Below are 21,705 nucleotides of genomic sequence, written 5' to 3' on the forward strand. Positions count from 1 at the left end.
ATGGCAATTGTAAAACCTTTTAAAGCTGTTAGGGCTACACGTGATAAAATAGCATTGGTATCTTCAAAATCTTATGAAGCTTATCCTGCAGAACAATTAGATGCTAAATTAGCATTTAACCCTTTTTCATTTTTACATGTTGTAAATCCTGGCTACAAATATCACCAACAAGAAATATCTGGTGATCAACGCTTTAAACTGGTTCATAATCGTTACCTTGAATTTAAAGAGGATGGTTATTTTACTCAAGATGAAATTCCAGCTTTTTATATTTATAAAAAGATAACCCCCACTGATTCTTTTTGTGGAATTATTTCAGCTACTTCCGTTAATGATTATCATAATGATGTAATAAAAAAACATGAAGGTACCTTACGAAAAAGAGAATTACTGTTTGAAGATTACCTTAGAAACACTGGATTCAATGCTGAACCTGTTTTATTAACTTATCCTGATAATGATGAAATTACTTCTATAATAAATAAGTATCAAGAAAACAGAGCTGAATATGAATTTACCACAACTGATAAAGAAACTCACTTACTTTGGATTATAAGTAATAAAGTTGATATTGAAAAAATTACATCCGCATTTGAAAAAGTAGATACTTTATATATTGCAGACGGACACCATCGCTCTACTTCCTCATGTATGCTTGCTGAACATTTAGCTAAAGAAAATCCAGATCATACAGGTAATGAAAATTATAACTTTTTTATGAGTTATTTATTACCAGAAAGTCAACTAAATATTTATGAATTTAATCGATTTATAAAGGACTTAAACGGATTAACTGTTGATGGTTTTCTAATTGAATTAGATACTATTTTCAAAATAGAGAATAAGGGCTTAGAATTATACAAACCAAAAGAAAAGCATAATTTTAGCATGTACTTAAATGGTGATTTCTATTCTTTAAGTTTACGTAAATCAGCTTATGAATTCACAAATGAATTAAGTAAATTAGATGCTCAAATTTTATATCAAACAGTATTAAAACCTATTCTAGGTATTGATGATATTAGAAATGATTCTAAAATAATTTACTCACAAAACAAATCTGGAGGGTTAGAATTGAAAACTAAAGTAGATGAAGGTTCTTTTAAAGTATCTTTCGGAATGTTACCTACCAATATTGACGAATTAAAAGGGATTGTTGATATCGGCTTATTAATGCCTCCTAAAACTACATACATTGAACCTAAACTAAGAAGTGCATTAACCATTTATGAGTTTTAAATTATATCGTTATAATGATAAAAGAAAGTTTACAGAAAATAAAAAACTTATTACCTAAACATGTTACGCTAGTGGCTGTTTCTAAAACTAAGCCTATTTCAGATATTCAAGAAGCATATGATGCTGGTCAAAGAATATTTGGAGAAAATAAAATTCAAGAAATGGCTTCCAAATTTGAGGCACTTCCTAAAGATATTGAATGGCACATGATTGGGCATTTACAAAGAAACAAAGTAAAATACATGGCTCATTTTGTAAACTTAATTCATGGTGTTGATAGCTTAAAAACTTTACAAGAAATAAACAAACAAGCAAAAAAACACCATAGAATAATTAATTGTTTACTTCAAATAAAAATTGCCAAGGAAGATTCTAAATTTGGTTTATCATTTGATCAAGCAAAAGAAATAATAGCCTCAGAAGAATTTAAAAGTTTACAGAACATAAAAATTACTGGACTTATGGGAATGGCAACATTTACTGATAATGAACAACAGTTATCTGAGGAATTTTCATCACTACATACATTCTTTTTACAAGAAAGAATAAATAAATCAGAGCTAACTACACTTTCAATGGGAATGAGTGGTGATTATGAACTAGCTATAAAAAATGGTAGTAATATGGTTAGGATTGGTAGCTCTATATTTGGTCATAGAAATTATATTGCTTAGATTTACATTAACCGCTTAAAGAGAAAGAATTGTACGCAGTTGTAGATATTGAAACCACAGGAGGAAAATTTAACGAAGAAGGTATTACTGAAATAGCCATTTATAAATATGATGGCCATCAAATTGTAGATCAATTTATTAGTTTAGTTAATCCTGAAAGAGAAATTCAAGAATTTGTTGCCAAACTTACAGGTATTAACAATAAAATGCTTAAAAACGCTCCTAAATTTTATGAAGTAGCCAAACGTATCATAGAAATAACTCAAGATTGTATTTTAATTGCTCATAATGCTAATTTTGATTACAGAATTTTACGAACAGAATTTGGTCGTTTAGGCTATGACTACAATAAAAATACTTTATGTACAGTTGCACTTAGTAAAAAATTAATTATTGATTCTCCTTCTTATAGCTTAGGAAAACTTTGTAGACATCTAGGAATACCTGTTACTGATAGGCATAGAGCTAATGGTGATGCGCTTGCTACCGTTAAACTTTTTAAACTTTTATTAGATAAAGATATTGATAAAGAGATCATACAACAATCTGTAAAATACTTTGATAACAGGCATGAAAAACAACGTATTTTAAACATATTAAACAAACTTCCTGAAGCTCAAGGTGTTTTTTATATTCACAACCAAGAAGGAACTATTATCTTTATAGGTAGAGGTAATAACATAAAGCTAGAAGTTAATAAACAGTTTTTAAAGAAAACCTCTAAAGCTGAAAAAGTGTTTAAGAGAGTACATGAAGTAACTTATGAAGAAACTGGAAACTCTTTGCTTACTCGCTTAAAATATCATTTAGATTTAGACAGTGTACGTCCGAAATACAATATTATTCGTAAACGTAAAAAAAACAATACGAATTTTAATAACAATACTTTTTTAATAATTGATAAAGGAAGAATTCCTGAAGAACATGCTGTAATTTTAATAGAAAATAATACTGTACTTGGTTATGCATTTACCAATTTGGCTTTTCAAGAAAACCAAATAAGTATTTTAAAATCAATGCTAACACCTATTGAAAACAAAGAACTAGCTAAAACAATTATTAAAAATTATTTATTAAGAAATAAAGTTCAAAAAATCGTTCGATTAGAAACTGAAGAAAATATTTAATATTTATTTCCTAAAAAAAAAGCCGAAGTTTAAACTTCGGCTTTTTTTATTATTTACTTAAATACATTTTTCTACGTGAATATAAATCGTAAAATTGATCATCTCGTAAATTATCTATAAATAAAATGCTTTCTCCTGTACTCTTCATTTCTGGTCCTAACTTTTTGTTCACATTAGGAAACTTATTGAAAGAAAAAACTGGTTGTTTGATAGCAAAACCTTCTAATTGAGGATTAAAATTAAAGTCAGTTACTTTATTTTTACCTAACATTATTTTTGTAGCATAATTTACATATGGTTCTTTATAAGCTTTGGCTATAAAAGGCACAGTACGTGATGCACGTGGATTAGCTTCAATTATATAAACTTTATCATCTTTAATAGCAAATTGAATATTTATTAATCCAACTGTATTTAATGCTAAAGCTATTTTTTTAGTATACTCTCTAATTTGTTCAAGAATTAACTCTCCTAAATTAAACGGTGGTAAGGTTGAATTTGAATCACCTGAATGAATTCCACATGGTTCAATATGTTCCATAATACCTATTATATAAACATTTTCACCATCACATATTGCATCAGCTTCAGCTTCTATTGCTCCTTCTAAATAATGATCTAATAATAATTGGTTTCCTGGCATTTGGCTTAATAAAGAAACTACATGTTTTTCTAACTCTTCTTTATTAATTACAATTTTCATTCCCTGTCCTCCAAGTACATATGAAGGTCTTACTAAAATTGGAAAATCTAATACCTCTGCTATTGCAGCTGCTTCATCAGCAGTAGTTGCAATATCAAATTGTGGATAAGGAATATCATTTTCTTTTAATAAGTTAGAAAACAACCCTCTATCTTCAGCTAAATCTAAAGCTTCATAACTAGTACCTAAAATCTTAATTCCATATCTAGATAATTTCTCAGCTAACTTCAATGCAGTTTGTCCACCTAATTGAACAATAACACCTTCAGGTTTCTCGTGCTTAATAATATCGTAAATATGCTCCCAAAAAACAGGTTCAAAATATAACTTATCAGCTGTATCAAAATCAGTAGAAACTGTTTCCGGATTACAGTTAATCATAATAGTTTCATAATCGCATTCAGCTGCAGCTAAAACACCATGAACACAACAATAATCAAACTCAATCCCTTGTCCAATTCTATTTGGTCCAGAACCTAAAACTATAACTTTTTTCTTATCAGATACTACACTTTCATTTCCTGTAAAGCGTTCACCATTAACCTCCATATCACTTTCAAATGTTGAATAGTAATATGGTGTTTTTGCTTCGAATTCAGCAGCACAAGTATCTACTAATTTGTATACACGGTTGATACCTAATTCTTCACGCTTATTATATACTTGACTTTCTAAACAACCTAACATATGGGCTATCTGACGATCTCCATATCCTTTTTGTTTAGCTTCTAATAATAACTCTCTATCTAAATTCTCTATAGTATAAGTAGAAATCTCATTTTTAAGCAAATGTAATTCTTCATATTGCTTTAAGAACCACATATCTATTTTTGTGATTTCATGAATTCTACTTAATGGAATTCCCATTGCAATTGCATCGTAAATAATAAATACACGATCCCAAGAAGCATTTGTTAACTTCTCAATAATTTCATCGTAATTTTTATTCTCTTTTGCATCAGCTCCTAATCCATTACGTTTAATTTCTAACGATTGAGTGGCTTTATGTAAAGCTTCTTGGAACGAACGTCCAATTCCCATAACCTCTCCTACCGATTTCATTTGTAAACCTAAGGTACGATCAGATCCTTCAAATTTATCAAAGTTCCAACGTGGTATCTTCACGATTACATAATCTAATGTAGGCTCAAATAAAGCTGAAGTTGATTTTGTAATTTGGTTTTGTAACTCATCTAAATGATACCCCATAGCTAACTTAGCAGCAACTTTTGCAATAGGATAACCAGTTGCCTTACTTGCTAAAGCTGAAGAACGAGATACACGAGGATTAATTTCAATTGCTATGATCTCTTCTTTTTCATCTGGACTTACTGCAAACTGTACATTACAACCTCCTGCAAAATCACCTATAGAACGCATCATATGTATAGCCATATCACGCATTTTTTGATATGTCTTATCACTTAAAGTCATTGCAGGTGCAACAGTAATAGAATCACCAGTATGAATTCCAATTGGGTCCATATTTTCAATAGAACAAATAATAACTACATTATCATTTGAATCTCTCAATAACTCTAACTCGTATTCTTTCCAACCAATTAACGCTTTATCAATCATTACTTCATGAACTGGCGAAACCTCTAATCCACGTCTTAATAATTCGTCAAAATCTTCTTCTTTATATACAAAAGATGCTCCTTCACCTCCTAAAGTAAATGAAGCTCTAATAATTAAAGGAAATCCAAATTCTTGAGCAATCTCTTTACCTTTTAAGAAAGAAGTTGCTGCTGCTTGAGGTGCCATAGGAATACCTATGTCATCCATTAAAAGTCTAAATTTATCACGATCTTCAGTAATATTAATGGCATCAATATTAACCCCAATAATATCTACATTAAAATCATCCCAAATACCTTTCTCATCAGCTTCAATACATAAATTTAATGCTGTTTGTCCACCCATTGTAGGTAAAACAGCATCAATATGAGGATGTTCTTTTAATATTTGAACAATAGACTTTGTATTTAATGGTAATAAATACACGTGATCCGCCATTGACGGGTCTGTCATAATTGTTGCTGGATTAGAATTGATTAAAATTGTTTCAATTCCATCTTCTCTAAGCGATCTTAATGCTTGTGTTCCTGAATAATCAAACTCACATGCTTGACCAATAACGATAGGCCCAGATCCGATAATTAAAATTGACTTAAGGTCTTGTCTTTTAGGCATTACTTATTTTGTTGTATAGTTGTGTGTAAAAATAATAAATTACTTGGGTACAAAAAAAGGCGTTACTAATAAAAAGTAACACCTCTATATGAATGACATTATATCATTATTTTTTTGGTCTTGGAGCTGAAGAAACAGTTAAACTTTTTCTTCCTTTAGCTCTTCTTCTTGCTAATACTTTTCTACCATTAGCAGAAGCCATTCTTTCTCTGAAACCGTGTTTGTTTCTTCTCTTTCTCTTCGATGGTTGGTACGTTCTTTTTGGCATTACTTATATTTTTAAAATATCTTCTTTAAATTATGTCTTGCTTTTGTGAAATTCCGTCTGCTAAAAGCGTGGGCAAATATACAATAGTTTTTTTGTCTGACAAATCCATTTTTTGTTTTTTTAAAAATATTTGTCACTTTATGGAAAGTATATCTTTTTACACTTTTTTGTTTGCTAAAATTATTAGACTTCTTACTTTTGCCCAAACCTAACAATACCATGAATAACACTAAATACGTTTTTGTAACAGGAGGCGTAACTTCATCACTTGGAAAAGGAATTATAGCTGCTTCTTTGGCTAAACTAGTACAAGAAAGAGGTTTTTCTGTAACCATACAAAAACTTGATCCATATATCAATATTGACCCAGGAACATTAAACCCGTACGAACACGGAGAATGTTATGTTACTGATGATGGAGCTGAAACTGACTTAGACTTAGGACACTATGAACGTTTTTTAAACATTCCTACTTCACAAGCTAACAATGTTACTACAGGTAGAATATACCAATCTGTAATTAACAAAGAAAGAAAAGGAGAGTTTTTAGGTAAAACTGTTCAAGTGATACCTCATATTACTGATGAAATTAAACATCGTATTCAAATTTTAGGAAATACAGGTGATTATGATATCGTTATCACTGAAATAGGTGGAACAATTGGAGATATAGAATCTTTACCATACATAGAAGCTGTTCGTCAATTACAATGGGAATTAGGTGAAGAAAACGTAATTGTTGTTCACTTAACATTGGTTCCTTATTTGGCTGCTGCTGGTGAACTAAAAACAAAACCTACACAACACTCTGTAAAAATGTTAATGCAAAGTGGTGTAAGTCCTGATATTTTAGTGTGTCGTTCTGAACACGAAATAAATGATACTATAAAACGTAAATTAGCTTTGTTTTGTAATGTAAAGCAACAAGATGTTATTCAATCTTTAGATGCTGAAACTATTTACGATGTTCCTAATTTAATGTTTGCTGAAGGTTTAGATTATGTTGTTTTAGAAAAACTACGTTTATCTACAAGAAAACAACCTAAATTAAAAGCTTGGAATAAATTTTTAGAAAAACATAAAAATCCAACCTCTACAATAGAAATAGGTTTAGTTGGTAAATATGTTGAACTTCATGATTCATATAAATCAATAACTGAAGGATTTATTCATGCTGGTGCAGCTAATAAAACAAAAGTAAATGTTCGTTGGATACACTCTGAAGAATTAACTCCTGAAAATGCAGCTTCTCAACTAGAAGGATTAAATGGTGTTTTAGTAGCTCCTGGTTTTGGTGATAGAGGTATTGAAGGTAAAATTTCTGCTGTTCAATATGTTCGTGAAAACAACATTCCTTTTTTAGGTATATGCTTAGGTATGCAAATGGCTGTTATTGAATTTGCAAGAAATATTTTAAACTTAAAAGAAGCAAATTCTACTGAAATGAATCCTTCAACCAAGCATCCTGTTATTAATTTAATGGAAGACCAAAAAGAGGTTACTGAAAAAGGTGGAACTATGCGTTTAGGAGCTTGGGATTGTCAATTAAATCAAGATTCGAAAGTTTTTAATGCATATAAAGAAGAAATAATTAGCGAACGTCATCGTCACCGCTTTGAATTCAATAATAAATATAAAGAGCAAATTGAAAATGCTGGTATGCAAACCACAGGTATTAATCCTAAAACTGGATTAGTTGAAATAGTTGAAATACCTTCACACCCTTGGTTTGTTGGTGTTCAATACCATCCAGAATATAAAAGTACAGTGTTAAATCCTCATCCTTTATTTGTCGATTTTATTAAAGCTGCACTTAAGCAATCAAAAAAATAACTTTTAAATCCTGCAAAATTGACTTGCAGGATTTTTTATTTAAAAATGGAATAGCATTTGTGCTATACTGTATATCAAAATTAATCAACGTAAAACTCTTTATAATAGATAGGGTTTTACTACATTTGTCGGGTTTTTCTTTGTACAAGAAAAACATTAACTGACAGGTTGACATTTATAAAATATATCAATGGAACAAAAGAAATTCGATTTTAATTCCTTTATAGGAATGCTTTTATTAGGAGGTATTTTACTTTGGTGGATGAGTACTCAAAAACCAGAAGAAACTCCTGAAACTACTACTGGTACTCAAACAGAACAAGTTTCTGAAACTACTACTCCATCAGAGGATAATACAAGTACAGTTGTTTTAAACGACTCTTTAAAACAAATTGCTTTACAAAATAAATTAGGTGCTTTTTCTTACGGTGCTTTAACTAGTAAAGAAGGTACCTCTATCATAGAAAATAGTTTATTAAAACTTACTATTGATAACAAAGGAGGTCAAATTACTGAAGCTCTAATTAAAAACTTTAAAACTCACGATTCTCTACCGTTATATTTAATTAAAAACAAGAATGCTTCTTTTAATGTTAATTTCGGGACTAATGATAATCGTATTTTAAATACTAAAGATTTATTATTTACTCCTGTTCTTACCAAAAATGGAGACACACAAGTGCTTTCTATGAAATTAAAAGTAGCGGAAGATAAATTTTTAGAGTACCGTTATGAAATAAAGAAAGACGATTACAGAATTAACTTTGCTATTCGTTCGCAAGGTTTAAGTAACGTAATTAATGCTTCTCAACAAATTAATTTAGATTGGAACTTAAAAGCTTTTAGTCAAGAAAAAAGTTTAAAAACAGAGAATACCATGTATTCTTGGTTTTATTATAAAGCCGATAGTGAAGTTGATTATTTAAGTCCAGGAAATTCTGAAGTTGTAAATGATGTAAATTGGGTTTCTTATAAACAACACTTTTTCTCTTCAGCTTTACTTAGTGAAACAGCTTTTAATAATGCTACACTTACTTCTACTGATTTGGTTAAAGACCAAAAGAAAGATACCATTTTCACTAAAGCTTATGAATTAAAAGCTCCTTTAGCTTTGAAAAATGGAGAATTAAATTATAACATGCAATGGTTTTATGGACCTACAGATTATAATTTACTTAAAACCTATAAAGGAACGGATTTAGATCAAACAGCAGATTTAGGTTGGGGTATATTCGGTACATTAAACCGTTATGTATTTTATCCAGTATTTAATATGCTTAAAGGTTTCATTGGTAACTATGGTTTAATCATTATTTTAATGACAATAGTAGTTAGAATTATAATGTCTCCTGTATTATACAAGTCATATTTATCAAGTGCTAAGATGAAAGTGATTCGTCCAGAAATGGAAGAAATCAACAAAAAGTACCCAGGTAAAGAAAATGCAATGAAGCGTCAACAAGAAATTATGGCTGTTCAGCGGAAAGCTGGAGTAAGTATGATGTCTGGTTGTATTCCTGCATTAATGCAAATGCCTGTTTTCTTTGCTTTATTTAAGTTTTTCCCAACCAATATTGACTTTAGACAAAAAAGTTTCTTATGGGCAAACGATTTATCATCTTATGATACTATTTATAAGTTACCTTTTGATATTCCTTGGTATGGTAATCATGTTAGTTTATTCCCTATACTAGCCTCAATAGCTATTTTCTTTTATATGAGAATGAACCAAAGTCAACAGGCAAACATGCAAGCTCCTCCACAAGAAGGAATGCCTGACATGAGTAAAATGATGAAGTATATGATTTACTTCTCTCCTATTATGATGTTGTTTTTCTTTAATAACTATGCTAGTGGATTAAGTTTATATTACTTCATTTCTAACTTATTAACTATTGCAATTATGTTTGTAATTAAAAACTTTGTAATAGATGAAGCTAAGATTCATGCAAAAATTGAAGAAAACAAAAAACGTCCTGAAAAGAAAAAAAGTAAATTCCGTGAACGTTTAGATACAGCGATGAAGCAAGCTCAAGAACAACAAGCTGCTCAACAAAGAGGTAAAAACAAAAAATAATAGTAGTTTATAACTACACTATAATTTTACTACAGACCAGAAGATATTTAATTCTTCTGGTTTTTTTATGATTATAATATAAAAATCACCCATAAAGGGTGAGTAAGCTGAACAAAAAATAATGTAGTTTTAAGAATAATAATCTTTTAAAAATAAAATACCATGCTAGAAATCTTAAAACTTAACGGAGTTCAAAAATTAGAAAGAAAACAACAAAAGAGTATTAATGGTGGAGTTTGCCCTCAACAAGGAGAATATTGTGTTCCAGGAATACCAATTCATTGTATTACAGCTGATCCTTATCTTTGTATCAACAATAAATGGGTGAAATTATAAGCAAAAAAAGCCGATTAGAATTTATATACTAATCGGCTTACTATTTTTCAAATAAAATATCTATTCAATTACTAATTTTTTAGATATTCTTTCTTTTAATGTTTTAATCAATACAATATAAACACCTTTATCTAAAGCTTTAACATTAATAGAACTTTCTTTTTTCCATCTAGTTCTATACACTATTTTCCCATATTTATTAGTTATCTCTACCTCTGCTCCTTCTAAACTTAAATTACTCTTTAAATACACCTTTTCTCTTGAAGGATTAGGATAAAGCTGTACTAACTGAATTTTATCAGTGTTTAAATCCATCTCTTTTATCTTTTTCATATTTTCATTATGATTGTCATCAGAAACTTCATATTTTTTTTCTGCTATAAAATTATATTTCAACTTAGTTTTATCTTCACTCAACATGCTTTCCTCTTCATATATAAAGAAAACTTTATCTGTATAACTAATTTGAGAACAGTTAGTTCTTGATATATGCCTTACTAAATAATACATTCCATGCTGTACGTTTGGCACACTATAATTATGAGTTGGCGTAGTAGAATTTACTATTGTATGTAAACTCCAAGAAGAAAGGTTAGGATATGTATTTACAGTATTTTTAAAAACAATCCAGTTACTTACAGCATTTGTAGATACTGTTGCATTTACATTAAGACTAGGTGATCCATTAGTAGGTGAATTAATAGACCCGCTGAAATTAGAATTTACTACTCCGTTAAATGTATACGGTATTTTAAATACTTTCCTTTGTTCCTTCCAACTACAAGTAGAGGTCCATACACCATGCTTTACCATATAATATTTACCTCCAATATTAGGAACATTATACGAGCCAGATATTGCATTTACATACCCCACTACACTAACAACATTAGCATCTGCAGTACTAAAACTATTCATTTCCGATATTTCATACTGATGCGCTGTTCCATTTGGATTTACCCCACTATTAACAACATTAATAGACACTGTATTAGATGATTCATTACATGTAATACTTGTTGTAAATGCTGCATTCAAATTACACACTACTTTAGAAATACTTACATCATCAATTAAAATGGCTCTAGCATTATTGTTTCCCATCTTTTCAATAGGCCACATCTTTAATCTAATTTCAACTTTATCATAAATACTTGCTTCTCCTTGGCTTATTACAAATGTAGTTTTATACTCTTTCCATTGAAAATTAGTTACGCTTGGTGATGTATAAATAACCTTACTTTGCGTACAAGAATTACCTTTACGTAGCACCACTTCTACATTATAATAATTAACAGGATCAAAGAGTGGATTAGAAAGCATATAAAAGTTTTTAGCTCTTGCTAAATATAAAGACAAGTCATAACCTCCAGCTTGTAATGAGTTTTTTAATGTTCCTCTTATCCTCTCTTCACTTGCTGGGCTAGGTGGATAAATCGCTGTATATATTCCTGCATATCTATTTCTCCCTGATCTTTCCGGTAGTCCTGCTGATGTAGTAAATTTATTATTTGGTACCTTCATTTGAGCTGAAGGACTGTTTTTATCAAATAAATCTGAACTCGGAAATGTACTTTGAATATTAGAATTATAAGGAATACACTCCCCTTTATAATGACTCCAATAAGTTGCACGCTGAAGCTGCCCTTGATTATTAGGTATTGACCCTAGTTCAAAACTGGGATTTTCAACTAGATTTTGTGACATTCCTAATTGGGTAAAAAATATAGTTATTAAAAAGCATAAAATGCTTGACTTTTTATTGTTTTGATTCTTCATCTTTTAATTGTTTTTTTGGGATTAATCGTTAAATAGTACCTACTCTTTTTAGTAAAGGATTTTCGGTTTCCTCCATAATAATTAAAAATGATAATTACTCTAAAACTGAAATATTTACTTACAGCATAGTAATTGCACATTGTGTTTCCTAAAAATAGCCTTTGAAAAAAAATGAGGAAATAGTATAATTTCTTTGAAAAATTATTAATAACAACTAGTAGTTTTAAAGTTTTATTTCAAAAACTAGCAGTACATTCATTAGTAGTAGGAATCTCCTTTTTTATTGTTTAATCATAAAATATGAGTTCTCGAATGTAAAAACTTTAGTGCATCATTTGGTTAACTAGTTTCCCTATTAAGTGTTTTTCTTTCCAAATGAAATAAATACTCTTGTAATTTATATATAAAATGCTGATTTAAATAAACTAGAAAGAGCTTTAAAATAAACTCTCTCTATTTTTTTTAAAAAAAACTTCGAAATCATCATTTTAACGAAATTCAAAAAATAAAAAACTTTAATTTTTCAAAATTTTCTACTACAGAAAAACTACTCTAATGTTAAGTAATTGTTAATTTAACAATATAAGCACTCTTAATTTACATTTAAAATAGTAATCTTTTTTTAACTTCTAAAACTCTCTTTTTCTCAATGTTTTCAATAGCAACATAGTTGCTTTAATAAATATAAGTACTTATTTTATACAATATAAAAACCTAAAAAACAAATACTTATGAATATTTTTAACATTTAATATTTTAGAAGATTTTATACTTTTGATTCAAATTAAAACCCTTCATTATGAAAAAATTAAACAATTTTTTTGTGAGTGCACTTTCAATTGCATTCTTAATTACTTCTTGTCAGAACGAAAATGTTTCTGACCAAAGCACACAAAATGTAGAACCTATAGCGAGTGAGGGAAAAATCATTCCAGGCCAATACATTGTTGTATTTAAAAACTCAACCATTAATCCAGCCTCAAGGGTATTGTCAAAATCACCTATTGTCGGTAGAAAAGCGAAAGCTAGTTCGGTAAGAAAAATTTCAGAAAACTCAATTTCAGAAATCAACCGTATACTTACAGATCATAAGGTTGATCAATCAAGAGTTTTGAATTATTACACTACCAAAATTTCTGGTATTGCCGTGAAATTAAACAAAGAAGAAGCTCTTGCTTTCTCGAAAGATGAAAACGTTGCTTCAATCGAGTTTGATCGTATTGTTGAAATACCAAAATTCGAAATTGAAGAAACTACTTCTTCAAATGGTTCACAAAGAATGGCTCAACAAACCCCTTGTGGTGTAAGTAGAGCTGGTGGTTTTGCAGATGGATCTGGAAAAAACCAATGGATTTGGGTAATTGATAGTGGTATTGACTTAGATCACCCAGATTTAAATGTTGTTACCAACACAACTTATGCAAAATCTTTTGTAGGTGGATCTGCAAATGACTGTAATGGACATGGTACACACGTAGCAGGAACTGCAGCTGCTAAAAACAATGGATTTGGTGTTGTTGGAGTTTCTGCAGGTGCTGCGGTAGTACCAGTACGTGTATTTGGTTGTAGCGGTGGTAGTAGTACATCTACCATTCTTGCAGGTATTAACCATGTTGGACAATATGACATTCCTGGTGATGTTGTAAACCTAAGTTTAGGTGGTTATTATGGTAGTGGCTGTTCTAATAGTTCTGCTTACAAAAGCGCTTTATTATCACTTTCAAACTCTGGAAGTTATATAGCTATTGCAGCAGGAAATGATAGTGATAATGCTGCTTATTACAATCCTGCTTGTATAAGCGGAAGTAATATTTACACAGTTGCTTCTATGACTTGTAATCGTGGCTTTTCATCATTTTCTAATTACAACATGAATCCTATTGACGCTATTGCAACTGGAAGTAGTGTACGAAGCACTTATTTAAATGGTGGTTACGCTACCTTAAGTGGTACTTCAATGGCTTCTCCTCATGTTGCTGGTATTATGCATGCTAGAGGAAGAGGACCAAGATTTTCAGGTTCTGTAAGACATAGAGGTGAAAACTATCCTATTGCAGTAAGGTAATTTGTTACTAAGTTTATTTTGAATTAAATCCCACCTTTGAAGAAGAGCAAAGGTGGGTTTTTAATAATATCTCTTTCTATTAAAACAACACGCTAACTTTAAAAACCTCTTCATTAAATAGTTTTACATCTTTTCTTATTTAACAAAGCTTTAACTAAAGTGTATTAAACCATTATAGACCTTCGTTGTCTAAAGTTTTTATAAACTAATTCAATGAAAAAAATTACAATACTCTCACCTACCGCTAGTATTTATTAGTAGAAATTAAGACTGTCTCATTCTAAAAAAGTAAACTCCTTCTTAAACAAAAAACTACCCTAATTCTTAAATTAAGGTAGCTTATATTATTTTTAATTTCTATTTGTTATCCCTTAATTAGTACCGCCACTAATTTTGAAAACAAGAGATAGCTAGGGATTGAATATAATTCAATTAATTTTTATTTTAATTAATTAATTCATAAATTCTTTTTCCTCTTTTATAAGTATTATACCTGCCCAAATTAATATCATTATTTGAAGGATCTAATCTTGAATATATAATTTTAAATTCTTCCCCTATACAACCATCAACACCATTTTCACACTTAAAAGAATAGACGTTGCATTCGCTTACATATTTTTTATTTTTCACCCTAAAAGAATACTTTAAATAATATTTACCACCAGCTTTATAATAATCTATAATTTTTGCTTTAGCTTCTACTTTATTATTTACAAGTTCTTTATCTCGATATGTTAAATACAATACTGTAAATATGAAAAATAAAAAAGCTACTAAGGTTGCTATTTGATCTCTATTCATTTAACTACTATTTTTCTAATTATTATTTAATAGACTATCTATAAACGGTTTTCAAACATCTTAATCACAATAATTAGAGTTGTCCAATTCTTCTAAAAGTTTTGACAATTTATTTTCAATTATTAGAACATCTCTTTTACCAATTACTTTTTTATTTTGGTAGTTTACGCTTATAAGATGACTTATGAAACCTTCTTCAAGTTTGAAATTTGGATATTTCTTGAGATAATATGGTAAATAGGATGGGCAAATAAAAACACCATCAGTATAATACGAATCAGGAAAGATCAATTCATCATTTTCAAAATTGATAAAATACCCCATCCAACCAAGAACAAATGTTCCTGCTTCAAGAAAATTTATAATTTCATTAATTTGAGGATCAACAAAACTTTCTCTAATTCAATCCTTCAGGGAAATTCCCTGCCTGATGTTATTATATTCTTTTAAAAAACCAACTAAATTCAAAACTTTATAAATTTTCCTTTAACATATATAATTAAAACTTCAATAAAAATTGCTATTTTCATGATTCTTTCACCTCTACTCCACCCTATATTTACTATCGATTACAAAAAATGAGTATTTTATTAAAAAAACACTCTACAAATTAATATAAAATAGCTTAAATATTATTGTTTTATCGCTAAAACCTTACTCATAAATTCCACTAATTATAAAAAATAACAGAATCTATGGTTTTTTAATAATATCTCTTTACATTAAAACAACACGCTAACTTTAAAAACCTCTTCATTAAATAGTTTAACATCTTTTCTTATTTAACAAAGCTTTAACTAAAGTGTATTAAACCATTATAGACCTTCGTTGTCTAAAGTTTTTATAAACTAATTCAATGAAAAAAATTACAATACTCTTAGTTTTTTTAAGTATCACCCTTTATGCTCAAAAACCTAAAACAAAACGAAATATTCCTAAAGTAAGATTAACAGGAAAAATTATAGAAACAAAATCTAAGCAACCATTAGAATATGCCACAGTTGTTTTAACACACATAAAAAACAAAAGAGTTACCGGTGGTGTAACTGATGTTAAAGGGAATTTTGATATTCAAATCCCTAAAGGAATGTATGCTATAAAAATTGAATTTATTGGCTTTAAAACTAAATCTCTTCCTAATAAAGAATTAACTCAAAATGTAAATTTAGGTACTATTACACTTAATGAAGATGCTGAAACTTTAGAAGAAGTTGAAATTATTGCAGAGAAATCTACTGTAGAAATACGCTTAGACAAAAAAATATACAATGTTGGAAAAGACATGACTGTTAAAGGTGGTAACGCTAGTGATGTTTTAGATAATGTACCATCTGTAAATGTTGATGTAGCTGGAGCAGTTAGCCTTCGTGGAAATGAAAATGTTCGTATTTTAATAGATGGTAAACCTTCTGCTTTAGTAGGTTTAAATGGAACAGATGCTTTACGTAATCTTCCTGCAGATGCTATTGAAAAAGTAGAAGTTATTACATCTCCTTCCGCTAGATATGATGCTGAAGGAACCGCAGGTATTTTAAATATTATTTTACGCAAAGGAAAAATAACCGGTTTTAATGGTTCTGTGAACTTAACAGTAGGAAATCCTGATATGCTTAGAATATCTCCTAATTTAAATTTCAGAACAAAAAAATTAAACATCTTTTCAAACTTAGGTTACTCATACAGAAAAGGCCCTGGTAATTCTCAAAGTTTTTTTACAAATTTTGAAAGTGACGGAACTGTTAAAGATTATAGGAATGAAGACAGGGTTTTTGACCGAAAAAATAACAACTACAATGGTTCATTAGGTCTTGAATACTACATATCTCAAAATAGTTCAATAACTGGTACTTATTTCTATAGAAAATCAAAAGGAGAAGATATTGCTACTAATATTACTAAAAACTTTGATATTAATAGAGATTTGATTTCTACAGAAAATAGAATTGAAAATGAAAATGAGGATGGTAAAGACAATCAATTTTCTATAAATTACACGAATAACTTTGATGGTAATGGTAAAAAACTAATTATGGATTTTCAGTATGGAGACAGCAAAGAAATAGAGGATTCTCCTGTGACAATCAACGATGTTTTATCTGAACAAAATTCACAAATTACAGAATCAAAAGATAAGCTTTTTCAAATAGACTATATATTACCTATCGGTGAAAATAGCCAAGTTGAACTTGGACATAAAACCACTTTACAAGATTTATATTCTGACTTCAAAGTTAGACTAAGACAACCTGATGGCTCTTTTGTTGAGAGTAGCTCTTCAAATGCAATAGATTTTAAACAAAATATATATGCCTTTTACGCACAGTACGGAAATAAAATTAACAAATTCTCTTATCTATTAGGTTTGCGTACAGAAATTACAGACATTGATTTAAAAGTATTAACAACAAATCAGTTTTCTGATAAAAACTATACAGAATGGTTTCCTACTGTTAACCTTGGTTATGAATTAAATGACTCTGACAACCTTACCTTAGGATATAGTAGAAGGTTACGAAGACCTCGTCATTGGTTTTTAAATCCTTTTGAATCTCGTAGTTCTGCTACAAATGTATTTAGAGGTAACCCTGATATCAATCCTACTTTTACTAGCTCTTTCGATTTAGGATACACAACAAAAATTAGAAAGTTAACTTTAAACTCTTCTATTTATTACCAATACTCAACAGATATAATGCAAGGTGTATCAATTATAGAGGAACGAATTATTAATGGTACACCTACAAATGTTTTTGTTCGACAACCTGTAAACCTTAGTGACCAAAGTCGCTACGGTTTTGAACTAACAACTAACTATTCTCCTGCTAAATGGGCAAAATTATCAGCTACTTTTAACTATTTCAAATTTAAAACTGATGCCTTTTCTTATGTATATACAGCTCCAAACGGAAGTAAAATCACAACCAATTTAGAAGAAGTTAATAACAGCAGTTGGTTTACACGTTTTAATGCTCGAATTACATTACCTGCAAAAATTCAATGGCAAACACGTATCATGTTCCGTGGTCCACAAGAAACTGCTCAAAGTGAAAGAAAAGGTATGTTTGTAGCCAACCTATCATTTAGTAAAGATATTTTTAAAGAAAAAGCTTCTTTAGTTTTAAATGCAAGTGATTTATTTAATACTCGTAAGAGAGAAACAACTACCTATAATGGAGACAGAGCCAATCCTAGTAATATAATTGATGGTAGCTTTCAATGGAGAGAACGTCAAATATCTTTAAGTTTTACGTATCGTTTTAATCAAAAGAAAAAACGAGAACGTCCACAAAGAGGTAACGATAATGGCGGTGGTGGAGAATTTGGAGGATAATTTCTTTTAAATTTTAACACTAAAAAGAAACACGGAGAAACTATTTTTTCCCGTGTTTTTTTTAATAGTTGAAAACATTTAACCACTAAAAAATTAGATATCTTACATCTAACACTAAACTGTCACTCTCATGTCTACTGTATTTCATTTAAAAAAATACTCATTCGCTATCTTTGCATTACAATTAATCTTAGAATCAAAACAACAATGGAGTACGAAGCTATCAATTTAAAAGACATCAAAAAAATGCGGTTAGAACGCCATTGGTCACAAGATCAACTAGCAGAAATGAGTGGCTTAAGCAAACGAACAATTCAACGAATTGAAAGCGGAGAAAATGCAGGGTTAGAATCAATAAAGTCATTAGCTGCTGTTTTTGAAATTAACATTACTAATTCTAATAAAAAAATTGAACAAATTAAACTAGAAGAAGAATACATTCAAAAAGTAAAAGGTTTTTATAAGCTTTTTTTTATTTCACTTTTAAGTTTAGTTCTACCTTTTATAATTGCAATTAATGATTCAAGCAATTGGCCTCTATTTTTATGGATACTCGCTTCTTGGTTAATTGTTTTAGGAATATACTCACTTAATTCTTTTGATTTTTTTGAAGAAGAATGGAAAAAGAAAATAATTAGTAAAAAGTTTAATAAGAACCAATAAAAGCTTAATTCAATTGTATACTAATATTCCATCTATACCAATTAAAAAAGCTCGTTCATGATGAACGAGCTTTTTTTATATTTTGTAAAAACTACCTACTTACCTTCAGCAGCTTTTTTAGCTTCTCTTTTTAATTTTATGTTTTCCCAGATAGTTCCACCAATCCAATAAGGAACTACAAATGTTAATAAGAAAATTAACAACCAAAATCCAGCTGTAAAAATAAACATAAATAAAACTAAACCTGAGAATTCTGAAAAATCTAACATTTGTTTTTTATTAAAATTGTTACGAGCTACAAAATTATAACTATTTTTCGTTACTAGCAATAAAATCTGATAAAAATCAACTACTAAATCTATTAGAATTTGTAATTTTGGTCATCATTAATTTTTAGCATTTTAAAAATCATTTACAAATGAAATACAGAATCGAAAAAGATACTATGGGACAGGTAGAAGTACCTGCTGATAAATATTGGGGAGCTCAAACCGAGCGTTCTCGTAATAATTTTAAAATCGGTCCTGCTGCGTCTATGCCTTTAGAAGTGGTATACGGATTTGCTTACTTAAAAAAAGCCGCAGCTTTTACAAACTGTGAATTAGGTGTATTGGCTCAAGAAAAAAGAGATTTAATAGCACAAGTATGTGATGAAATTTTAGAAGGTAAACACGACGATCAATTTCCTTTAGTAATTTGGCAAACAGGTTCAGGTACACAATCTAACATGAATGTGAATGAAGTTGTTGCAAATAGAGCGCATGAAATTGCAGGAAAAGTAATTGGTGAAGGAGAAAAAACAATCCAACCTAATGACGATGTAAATAAATCACAATCATCTAACGATACTTTCCCTACAGGAATGCATATCGCAGCTTACAAAAAGATTGTAGAAGTTACCATTCCTGGAGTGGAGCAATTACGTGATACTTTACAAGCAAAATCAGAGGCTTTTAAAGATGTTGTAAAAATTGGCCGTACTCACTTAATGGATGCTACTCCCCTAACCTTAGGACAAGAGTTTTCAGGGTATGTTGCTCAATTAAACTTCGGTTTAAAAGCATTAAAAAACTCATTAGCACATTTAGCTCAATTAGCTTTAGGTGGAACTGCTGTAGGTACAGGTTTAAATACTCCTGCTGGATACGATGTATTAGTAGCTAAATATATTGCTGAGTTTACCAAACTTCCTTTTATTACTGCTGAAAATAAGTTTGAGGCTTTGGCTGCACATGATGCTTTAGTTGAAACTCACGGATCTTTAAAACAATTAGCTGTTTCTTTAAACAAAATAGCAAATGATATTCGCTTAATGGCATCTGGACCTCGTTCAGGTATTGGAGAATTAATTATTCCTGCTAATGAACCTGGTTCTTCTATTATGCCTGGAAAAGTAAATCCAACCCAAGCTGAAGCTATTACTATGGTTTGTGCGCAAGTTATGGGGAATGATGTTGCCGTTACTGTTGGTGGAACTCAAGGTCATTACGAATTAAATGTTTTTAAACCAATGATGGCTGCTAACGTATTACAATCTGCTCAATTAATTGGAGATGCTTGTGTCTCTTTTGATGTTAATTGTGCTGCTGGTATTGAACCAAATCATTCTAGAATTACTGAATTAGTGAATAATTCATTAATGTTAGTTACTGCTTTAAATACAAAAATCGGGTATTATAAAGCTGCTGAAATCGCTAATACAGCACATCAAAATGGTACTACTTTAAAAGAAGAAGCTGTTCGTTTAGGATATGTAACCCCTGAACAATATGACGAATGGGTAAAACCTGAAGACATGACTGGAAGTTTAAAATAAACTTTTTAATAAACATATAAGTTTAAAAAGGTTGTAAATAAATTACAACCTTTTTTCATCTCTACTATTTAAATAATTTCAAAAAATGAATAAACACGAAGAATTTATGAGTGAAGCTGTAAAAGCAGCTTTAAGAGGAATGCAAAACAACGAAGGAGGACCATTTGGGTGTATTATTGTAAAAGACGGAGAAATTATAGGTCGTGGTAATAATAAAGTTACCTCAACAAATGACCCTACTGCTCATGCAGAAGTTACTGCTATTAGAAATGCATGTAAAAATTTAAGCTCTTTTCAACTAGAAAGCTGTATTATTTATACATCTTGTGAACCATGCCCTATGTGTTTAGGTGCTATTTATTGGGCTAGGCCTGAAAAAGTTTTTTATGGAAGTAATCAAGTAGATGCTGCAAACATTGGTTTTGATGATGAGTTTATTTACAAAGAAATTCCTTTACCTTATGAAAAACGTAGTATTCCGTTTGAACAAGTAGGCCGTGAAATAGCGCTAGAGCCTTTTGAAAAATGGACTGAAAAGCAAGATAAAACAGAATATTAAATTATGCTTTATCTAAAAACTCCACAACATTTTGTTGTGGAGTTTTTCATTTATAAAAATCATGTGTATTTTTTACTTAGTCTTTTCTTATTTCACAACTCTGACAAATTTCTTAATAGACATAGTTTTACTACATTTTCTTCTATACCCAAAATTAAAACGTTCATGATTTTTTTTAAATTAACTACGCCATTTATTCCCTATTTTTAAAGGTATTTAACAATTTCACTAAGTA

17 protein-coding genes are annotated in these 21,705 nt (G+C 29.8%); 11 read left to right on the forward strand and 6 right to left on the reverse strand.

Translation table 11 applies throughout. The features are described from left to right. The 3 genes from ACKTTQ_RS08405 to ACKTTQ_RS08415 are packed head-to-tail and all read left to right on the forward strand — an operon-like array spanning nucleotide 1 to nucleotide 3,040. Nucleotides 1–1,239 carry a DUF1015 domain-containing protein gene (locus ACKTTQ_RS08405; RefSeq protein WP_093871627.1) on the forward strand — a complete coding sequence of 413 codons (1,239 nt, stop codon included), beginning with the start codon at nucleotides 1–3 and terminating at the stop codon, nucleotides 1,237–1,239. Nucleotides 1,240–1,250: 11 nt separating this feature from the next. Continuing rightward, nucleotides 1,251–1,913, forward strand: a complete 663-nt coding sequence (locus tag ACKTTQ_RS08410; protein ID WP_408049029.1) for a YggS family pyridoxal phosphate-dependent enzyme — start codon at nucleotides 1,251–1,253, stop codon at nucleotides 1,911–1,913. A gap of 29 nt (nucleotides 1,914–1,942) precedes the next feature. Beyond that, entirely contained in the window at nucleotides 1,943–3,040 is a 1,098-nt protein-coding gene (locus ACKTTQ_RS08415; RefSeq protein WP_093871629.1) for a 3'-5' exonuclease, read from the forward strand. Nucleotides 3,041–3,089: 49 nt separating this feature from the next. Here ACKTTQ_RS08415 and carB read toward each other — a convergent pair whose 3' ends face one another. Beyond that, nucleotides 3,090–5,939: a carbamoyl-phosphate synthase large subunit gene (gene carB, locus ACKTTQ_RS08420; RefSeq protein WP_093871630.1), complete on the reverse strand. Its 2,850-nt coding sequence runs from the start codon at nucleotides 5,937–5,939 to the stop codon at nucleotides 3,090–3,092. Nucleotides 5,940–6,045: 106 nt separating this feature from the next. Continuing rightward, nucleotides 6,046–6,207: a 50S ribosomal protein L34 gene (rpmH, locus tag ACKTTQ_RS08425; RefSeq protein ID WP_093871631.1), complete on the reverse strand. Its 162-nt coding sequence runs from the start codon at nucleotides 6,205–6,207 to the stop codon at nucleotides 6,046–6,048. Nucleotides 6,208–6,426: 219 nt separating this feature from the next. Here rpmH and ACKTTQ_RS08430 point away from each other — a divergent pair, with 219 nt between their 5' ends. The 3 genes from ACKTTQ_RS08430 to ACKTTQ_RS08440 all read left to right on the forward strand — a co-directional run bounded on the left by ACKTTQ_RS08430 (nucleotide 6,427) and on the right by ACKTTQ_RS08440 (nucleotide 10,453). Further along, the gene (locus tag ACKTTQ_RS08430) at nucleotides 6,427–8,040 is read left to right on the forward strand and encodes a CTP synthase (protein ID WP_093871633.1); all 1,614 of its coding nucleotides are present in this window, start codon (nucleotides 6,427–6,429) and stop codon (nucleotides 8,038–8,040) included. Between the two features lie 190 nt (nucleotides 8,041–8,230). Beyond that, nucleotides 8,231–10,117, forward strand: a complete 1,887-nt coding sequence (gene yidC / locus ACKTTQ_RS08435) for a membrane protein insertase YidC (protein WP_408048943.1) — start codon at nucleotides 8,231–8,233, stop codon at nucleotides 10,115–10,117. A gap of 162 nt (nucleotides 10,118–10,279) precedes the next feature. Beyond that, nucleotides 10,280–10,453, forward strand: coding sequence for a hypothetical protein (locus tag ACKTTQ_RS08440; protein ID WP_158530854.1), 174 nt, complete (start codon nucleotides 10,280–10,282; stop codon nucleotides 10,451–10,453). A gap of 60 nt (nucleotides 10,454–10,513) precedes the next feature. Here ACKTTQ_RS08440 and ACKTTQ_RS08445 read toward each other — a convergent pair whose 3' ends face one another. Further along, nucleotides 10,514–12,232 (reverse strand): T9SS type A sorting domain-containing protein, encoded by a 1,719-nt coding sequence (locus ACKTTQ_RS08445; protein ID WP_408048944.1) that lies wholly within the window; start codon nucleotides 12,230–12,232, stop codon nucleotides 10,514–10,516. Between the two features lie 799 nt (nucleotides 12,233–13,031). Between ACKTTQ_RS08445 and ACKTTQ_RS08450 the strand changes: the two genes are divergently transcribed. Further along, nucleotides 13,032–14,297 carry a S8 family serine peptidase gene (locus ACKTTQ_RS08450; RefSeq protein ID WP_093871636.1) on the forward strand — a complete coding sequence of 422 codons (1,266 nt, stop codon included), beginning with the start codon at nucleotides 13,032–13,034 and terminating at the stop codon, nucleotides 14,295–14,297. A 444-nt stretch (nucleotides 14,298–14,741) separates the two neighbouring features. Here the strand turns inward: ACKTTQ_RS08450 and ACKTTQ_RS08455 are convergent, their stop codons facing one another. Then, nucleotides 14,742–15,101 (reverse strand): hypothetical protein, encoded by a 360-nt coding sequence (locus ACKTTQ_RS08455; RefSeq protein ID WP_113787372.1) that lies wholly within the window; start codon nucleotides 15,099–15,101, stop codon nucleotides 14,742–14,744. Nucleotides 15,102–15,161: 60 nt separating this feature from the next. Then, on the reverse strand, nucleotides 15,162–15,425 hold the full coding sequence (locus tag ACKTTQ_RS08460; RefSeq protein WP_408048945.1) for a hypothetical protein: 264 nt from the start codon (nucleotides 15,423–15,425) through the stop codon (nucleotides 15,162–15,164). A 532-nt stretch (nucleotides 15,426–15,957) separates the two neighbouring features. Here ACKTTQ_RS08460 and ACKTTQ_RS08465 point away from each other — a divergent pair. Both ACKTTQ_RS08465 and ACKTTQ_RS08470 read left to right on the forward strand, forming a co-directional pair. After that, complete coding sequence (locus tag ACKTTQ_RS08465) at nucleotides 15,958–18,432, forward strand: TonB-dependent receptor domain-containing protein (RefSeq protein WP_408048946.1); 2,475 nt, start codon at nucleotides 15,958–15,960, stop codon at nucleotides 18,430–18,432. A 207-nt stretch (nucleotides 18,433–18,639) separates the two neighbouring features. Then, entirely contained in the window at nucleotides 18,640–19,095 is a 456-nt protein-coding gene (locus tag ACKTTQ_RS08470; RefSeq protein ID WP_408048947.1) for a helix-turn-helix domain-containing protein, read from the forward strand. Nucleotides 19,096–19,190: 95 nt separating this feature from the next. Here the strand turns inward: ACKTTQ_RS08470 and ACKTTQ_RS08475 are convergent, their stop codons facing one another. Next, a complete protein-coding gene (locus tag ACKTTQ_RS08475) occupies nucleotides 19,191–19,364 on the reverse strand; it encodes a hypothetical protein (protein WP_176974425.1) in 174 nt (57 codons plus the stop codon). A gap of 149 nt (nucleotides 19,365–19,513) precedes the next feature. Between ACKTTQ_RS08475 and fumC the strand changes: the two genes are divergently transcribed. Together fumC and ACKTTQ_RS08485 are read left to right on the forward strand one after the other, a co-directional pair. Beyond that, the gene (gene fumC / locus ACKTTQ_RS08480; protein WP_093871640.1) at nucleotides 19,514–20,911 is read left to right on the forward strand and encodes a class II fumarate hydratase; all 1,398 of its coding nucleotides are present in this window, start codon (nucleotides 19,514–19,516) and stop codon (nucleotides 20,909–20,911) included. Nucleotides 20,912–20,996: 85 nt separating this feature from the next. Beyond that, entirely contained in the window at nucleotides 20,997–21,470 is a 474-nt protein-coding gene (locus tag ACKTTQ_RS08485; RefSeq protein ID WP_408048948.1) for a nucleoside deaminase, read from the forward strand. Nucleotides 21,471–21,705 lie beyond the last annotated feature (235 nt).

Origin of the sequence: Tenacibaculum halocynthiae, assembly GCF_964512825.1 — a bacterium.
Lineage (GTDB): Bacteria > Bacteroidota > Bacteroidia > Flavobacteriales > Flavobacteriaceae > Polaribacter > Polaribacter halocynthiae.

What these genes read in the sequence shown, in the direction of transcription:
- yidC (WP_408048943.1), top strand. Translation starts at nt 8,231, where the DNA reads ATGGAACAAAAGAAATTCGATTTTAATTCCTTTATAGGAATGCTTTTA.
- ACKTTQ_RS08470 (WP_408048947.1), top strand. Translation starts at nt 18,640, where the DNA reads ATGGAGTACGAAGCTATCAATTTAAAAGACATCAAAAAAATGCGGTTA.
- ACKTTQ_RS08450 (WP_093871636.1), top strand. Translation starts at nt 13,032, where the DNA reads ATGAAAAAATTAAACAATTTTTTTGTGAGTGCACTTTCAATTGCATTC.
- ACKTTQ_RS08460 (WP_408048945.1), bottom strand. Translation starts at nt 15,425, where the DNA reads ATGGGGTATTTTATCAATTTTGAAAATGATGAATTGATCTTTCCTGAT.
- ACKTTQ_RS08405 (WP_093871627.1), top strand. Translation starts at nt 1, where the DNA reads ATGGCAATTGTAAAACCTTTTAAAGCTGTTAGGGCTACACGTGATAAA.
- ACKTTQ_RS08475 (WP_176974425.1), bottom strand. Translation starts at nt 19,364, where the DNA reads ATGTTAGATTTTTCAGAATTCTCAGGTTTAGTTTTATTTATGTTTATT.
- ACKTTQ_RS08445 (WP_408048944.1), bottom strand. Translation starts at nt 12,232, where the DNA reads ATGAAGAATCAAAACAATAAAAAGTCAAGCATTTTATGCTTTTTAATA.
- ACKTTQ_RS08430 (WP_093871633.1), top strand. Translation starts at nt 6,427, where the DNA reads ATGAATAACACTAAATACGTTTTTGTAACAGGAGGCGTAACTTCATCA.
- fumC (WP_093871640.1), top strand. Translation starts at nt 19,514, where the DNA reads ATGAAATACAGAATCGAAAAAGATACTATGGGACAGGTAGAAGTACCT.
- rpmH (WP_093871631.1), bottom strand. Translation starts at nt 6,207, where the DNA reads ATGCCAAAAAGAACGTACCAACCATCGAAGAGAAAGAGAAGAAACAAA.
- ACKTTQ_RS08440 (WP_158530854.1), top strand. Translation starts at nt 10,280, where the DNA reads ATGCTAGAAATCTTAAAACTTAACGGAGTTCAAAAATTAGAAAGAAAA.
- ACKTTQ_RS08465 (WP_408048946.1), top strand. Translation starts at nt 15,958, where the DNA reads ATGAAAAAAATTACAATACTCTTAGTTTTTTTAAGTATCACCCTTTAT.
- ACKTTQ_RS08455 (WP_113787372.1), bottom strand. Translation starts at nt 15,101, where the DNA reads ATGAATAGAGATCAAATAGCAACCTTAGTAGCTTTTTTATTTTTCATA.
- ACKTTQ_RS08485 (WP_408048948.1), top strand. Translation starts at nt 20,997, where the DNA reads ATGAATAAACACGAAGAATTTATGAGTGAAGCTGTAAAAGCAGCTTTA.
- carB (WP_093871630.1), bottom strand. Translation starts at nt 5,939, where the DNA reads ATGCCTAAAAGACAAGACCTTAAGTCAATTTTAATTATCGGATCTGGG.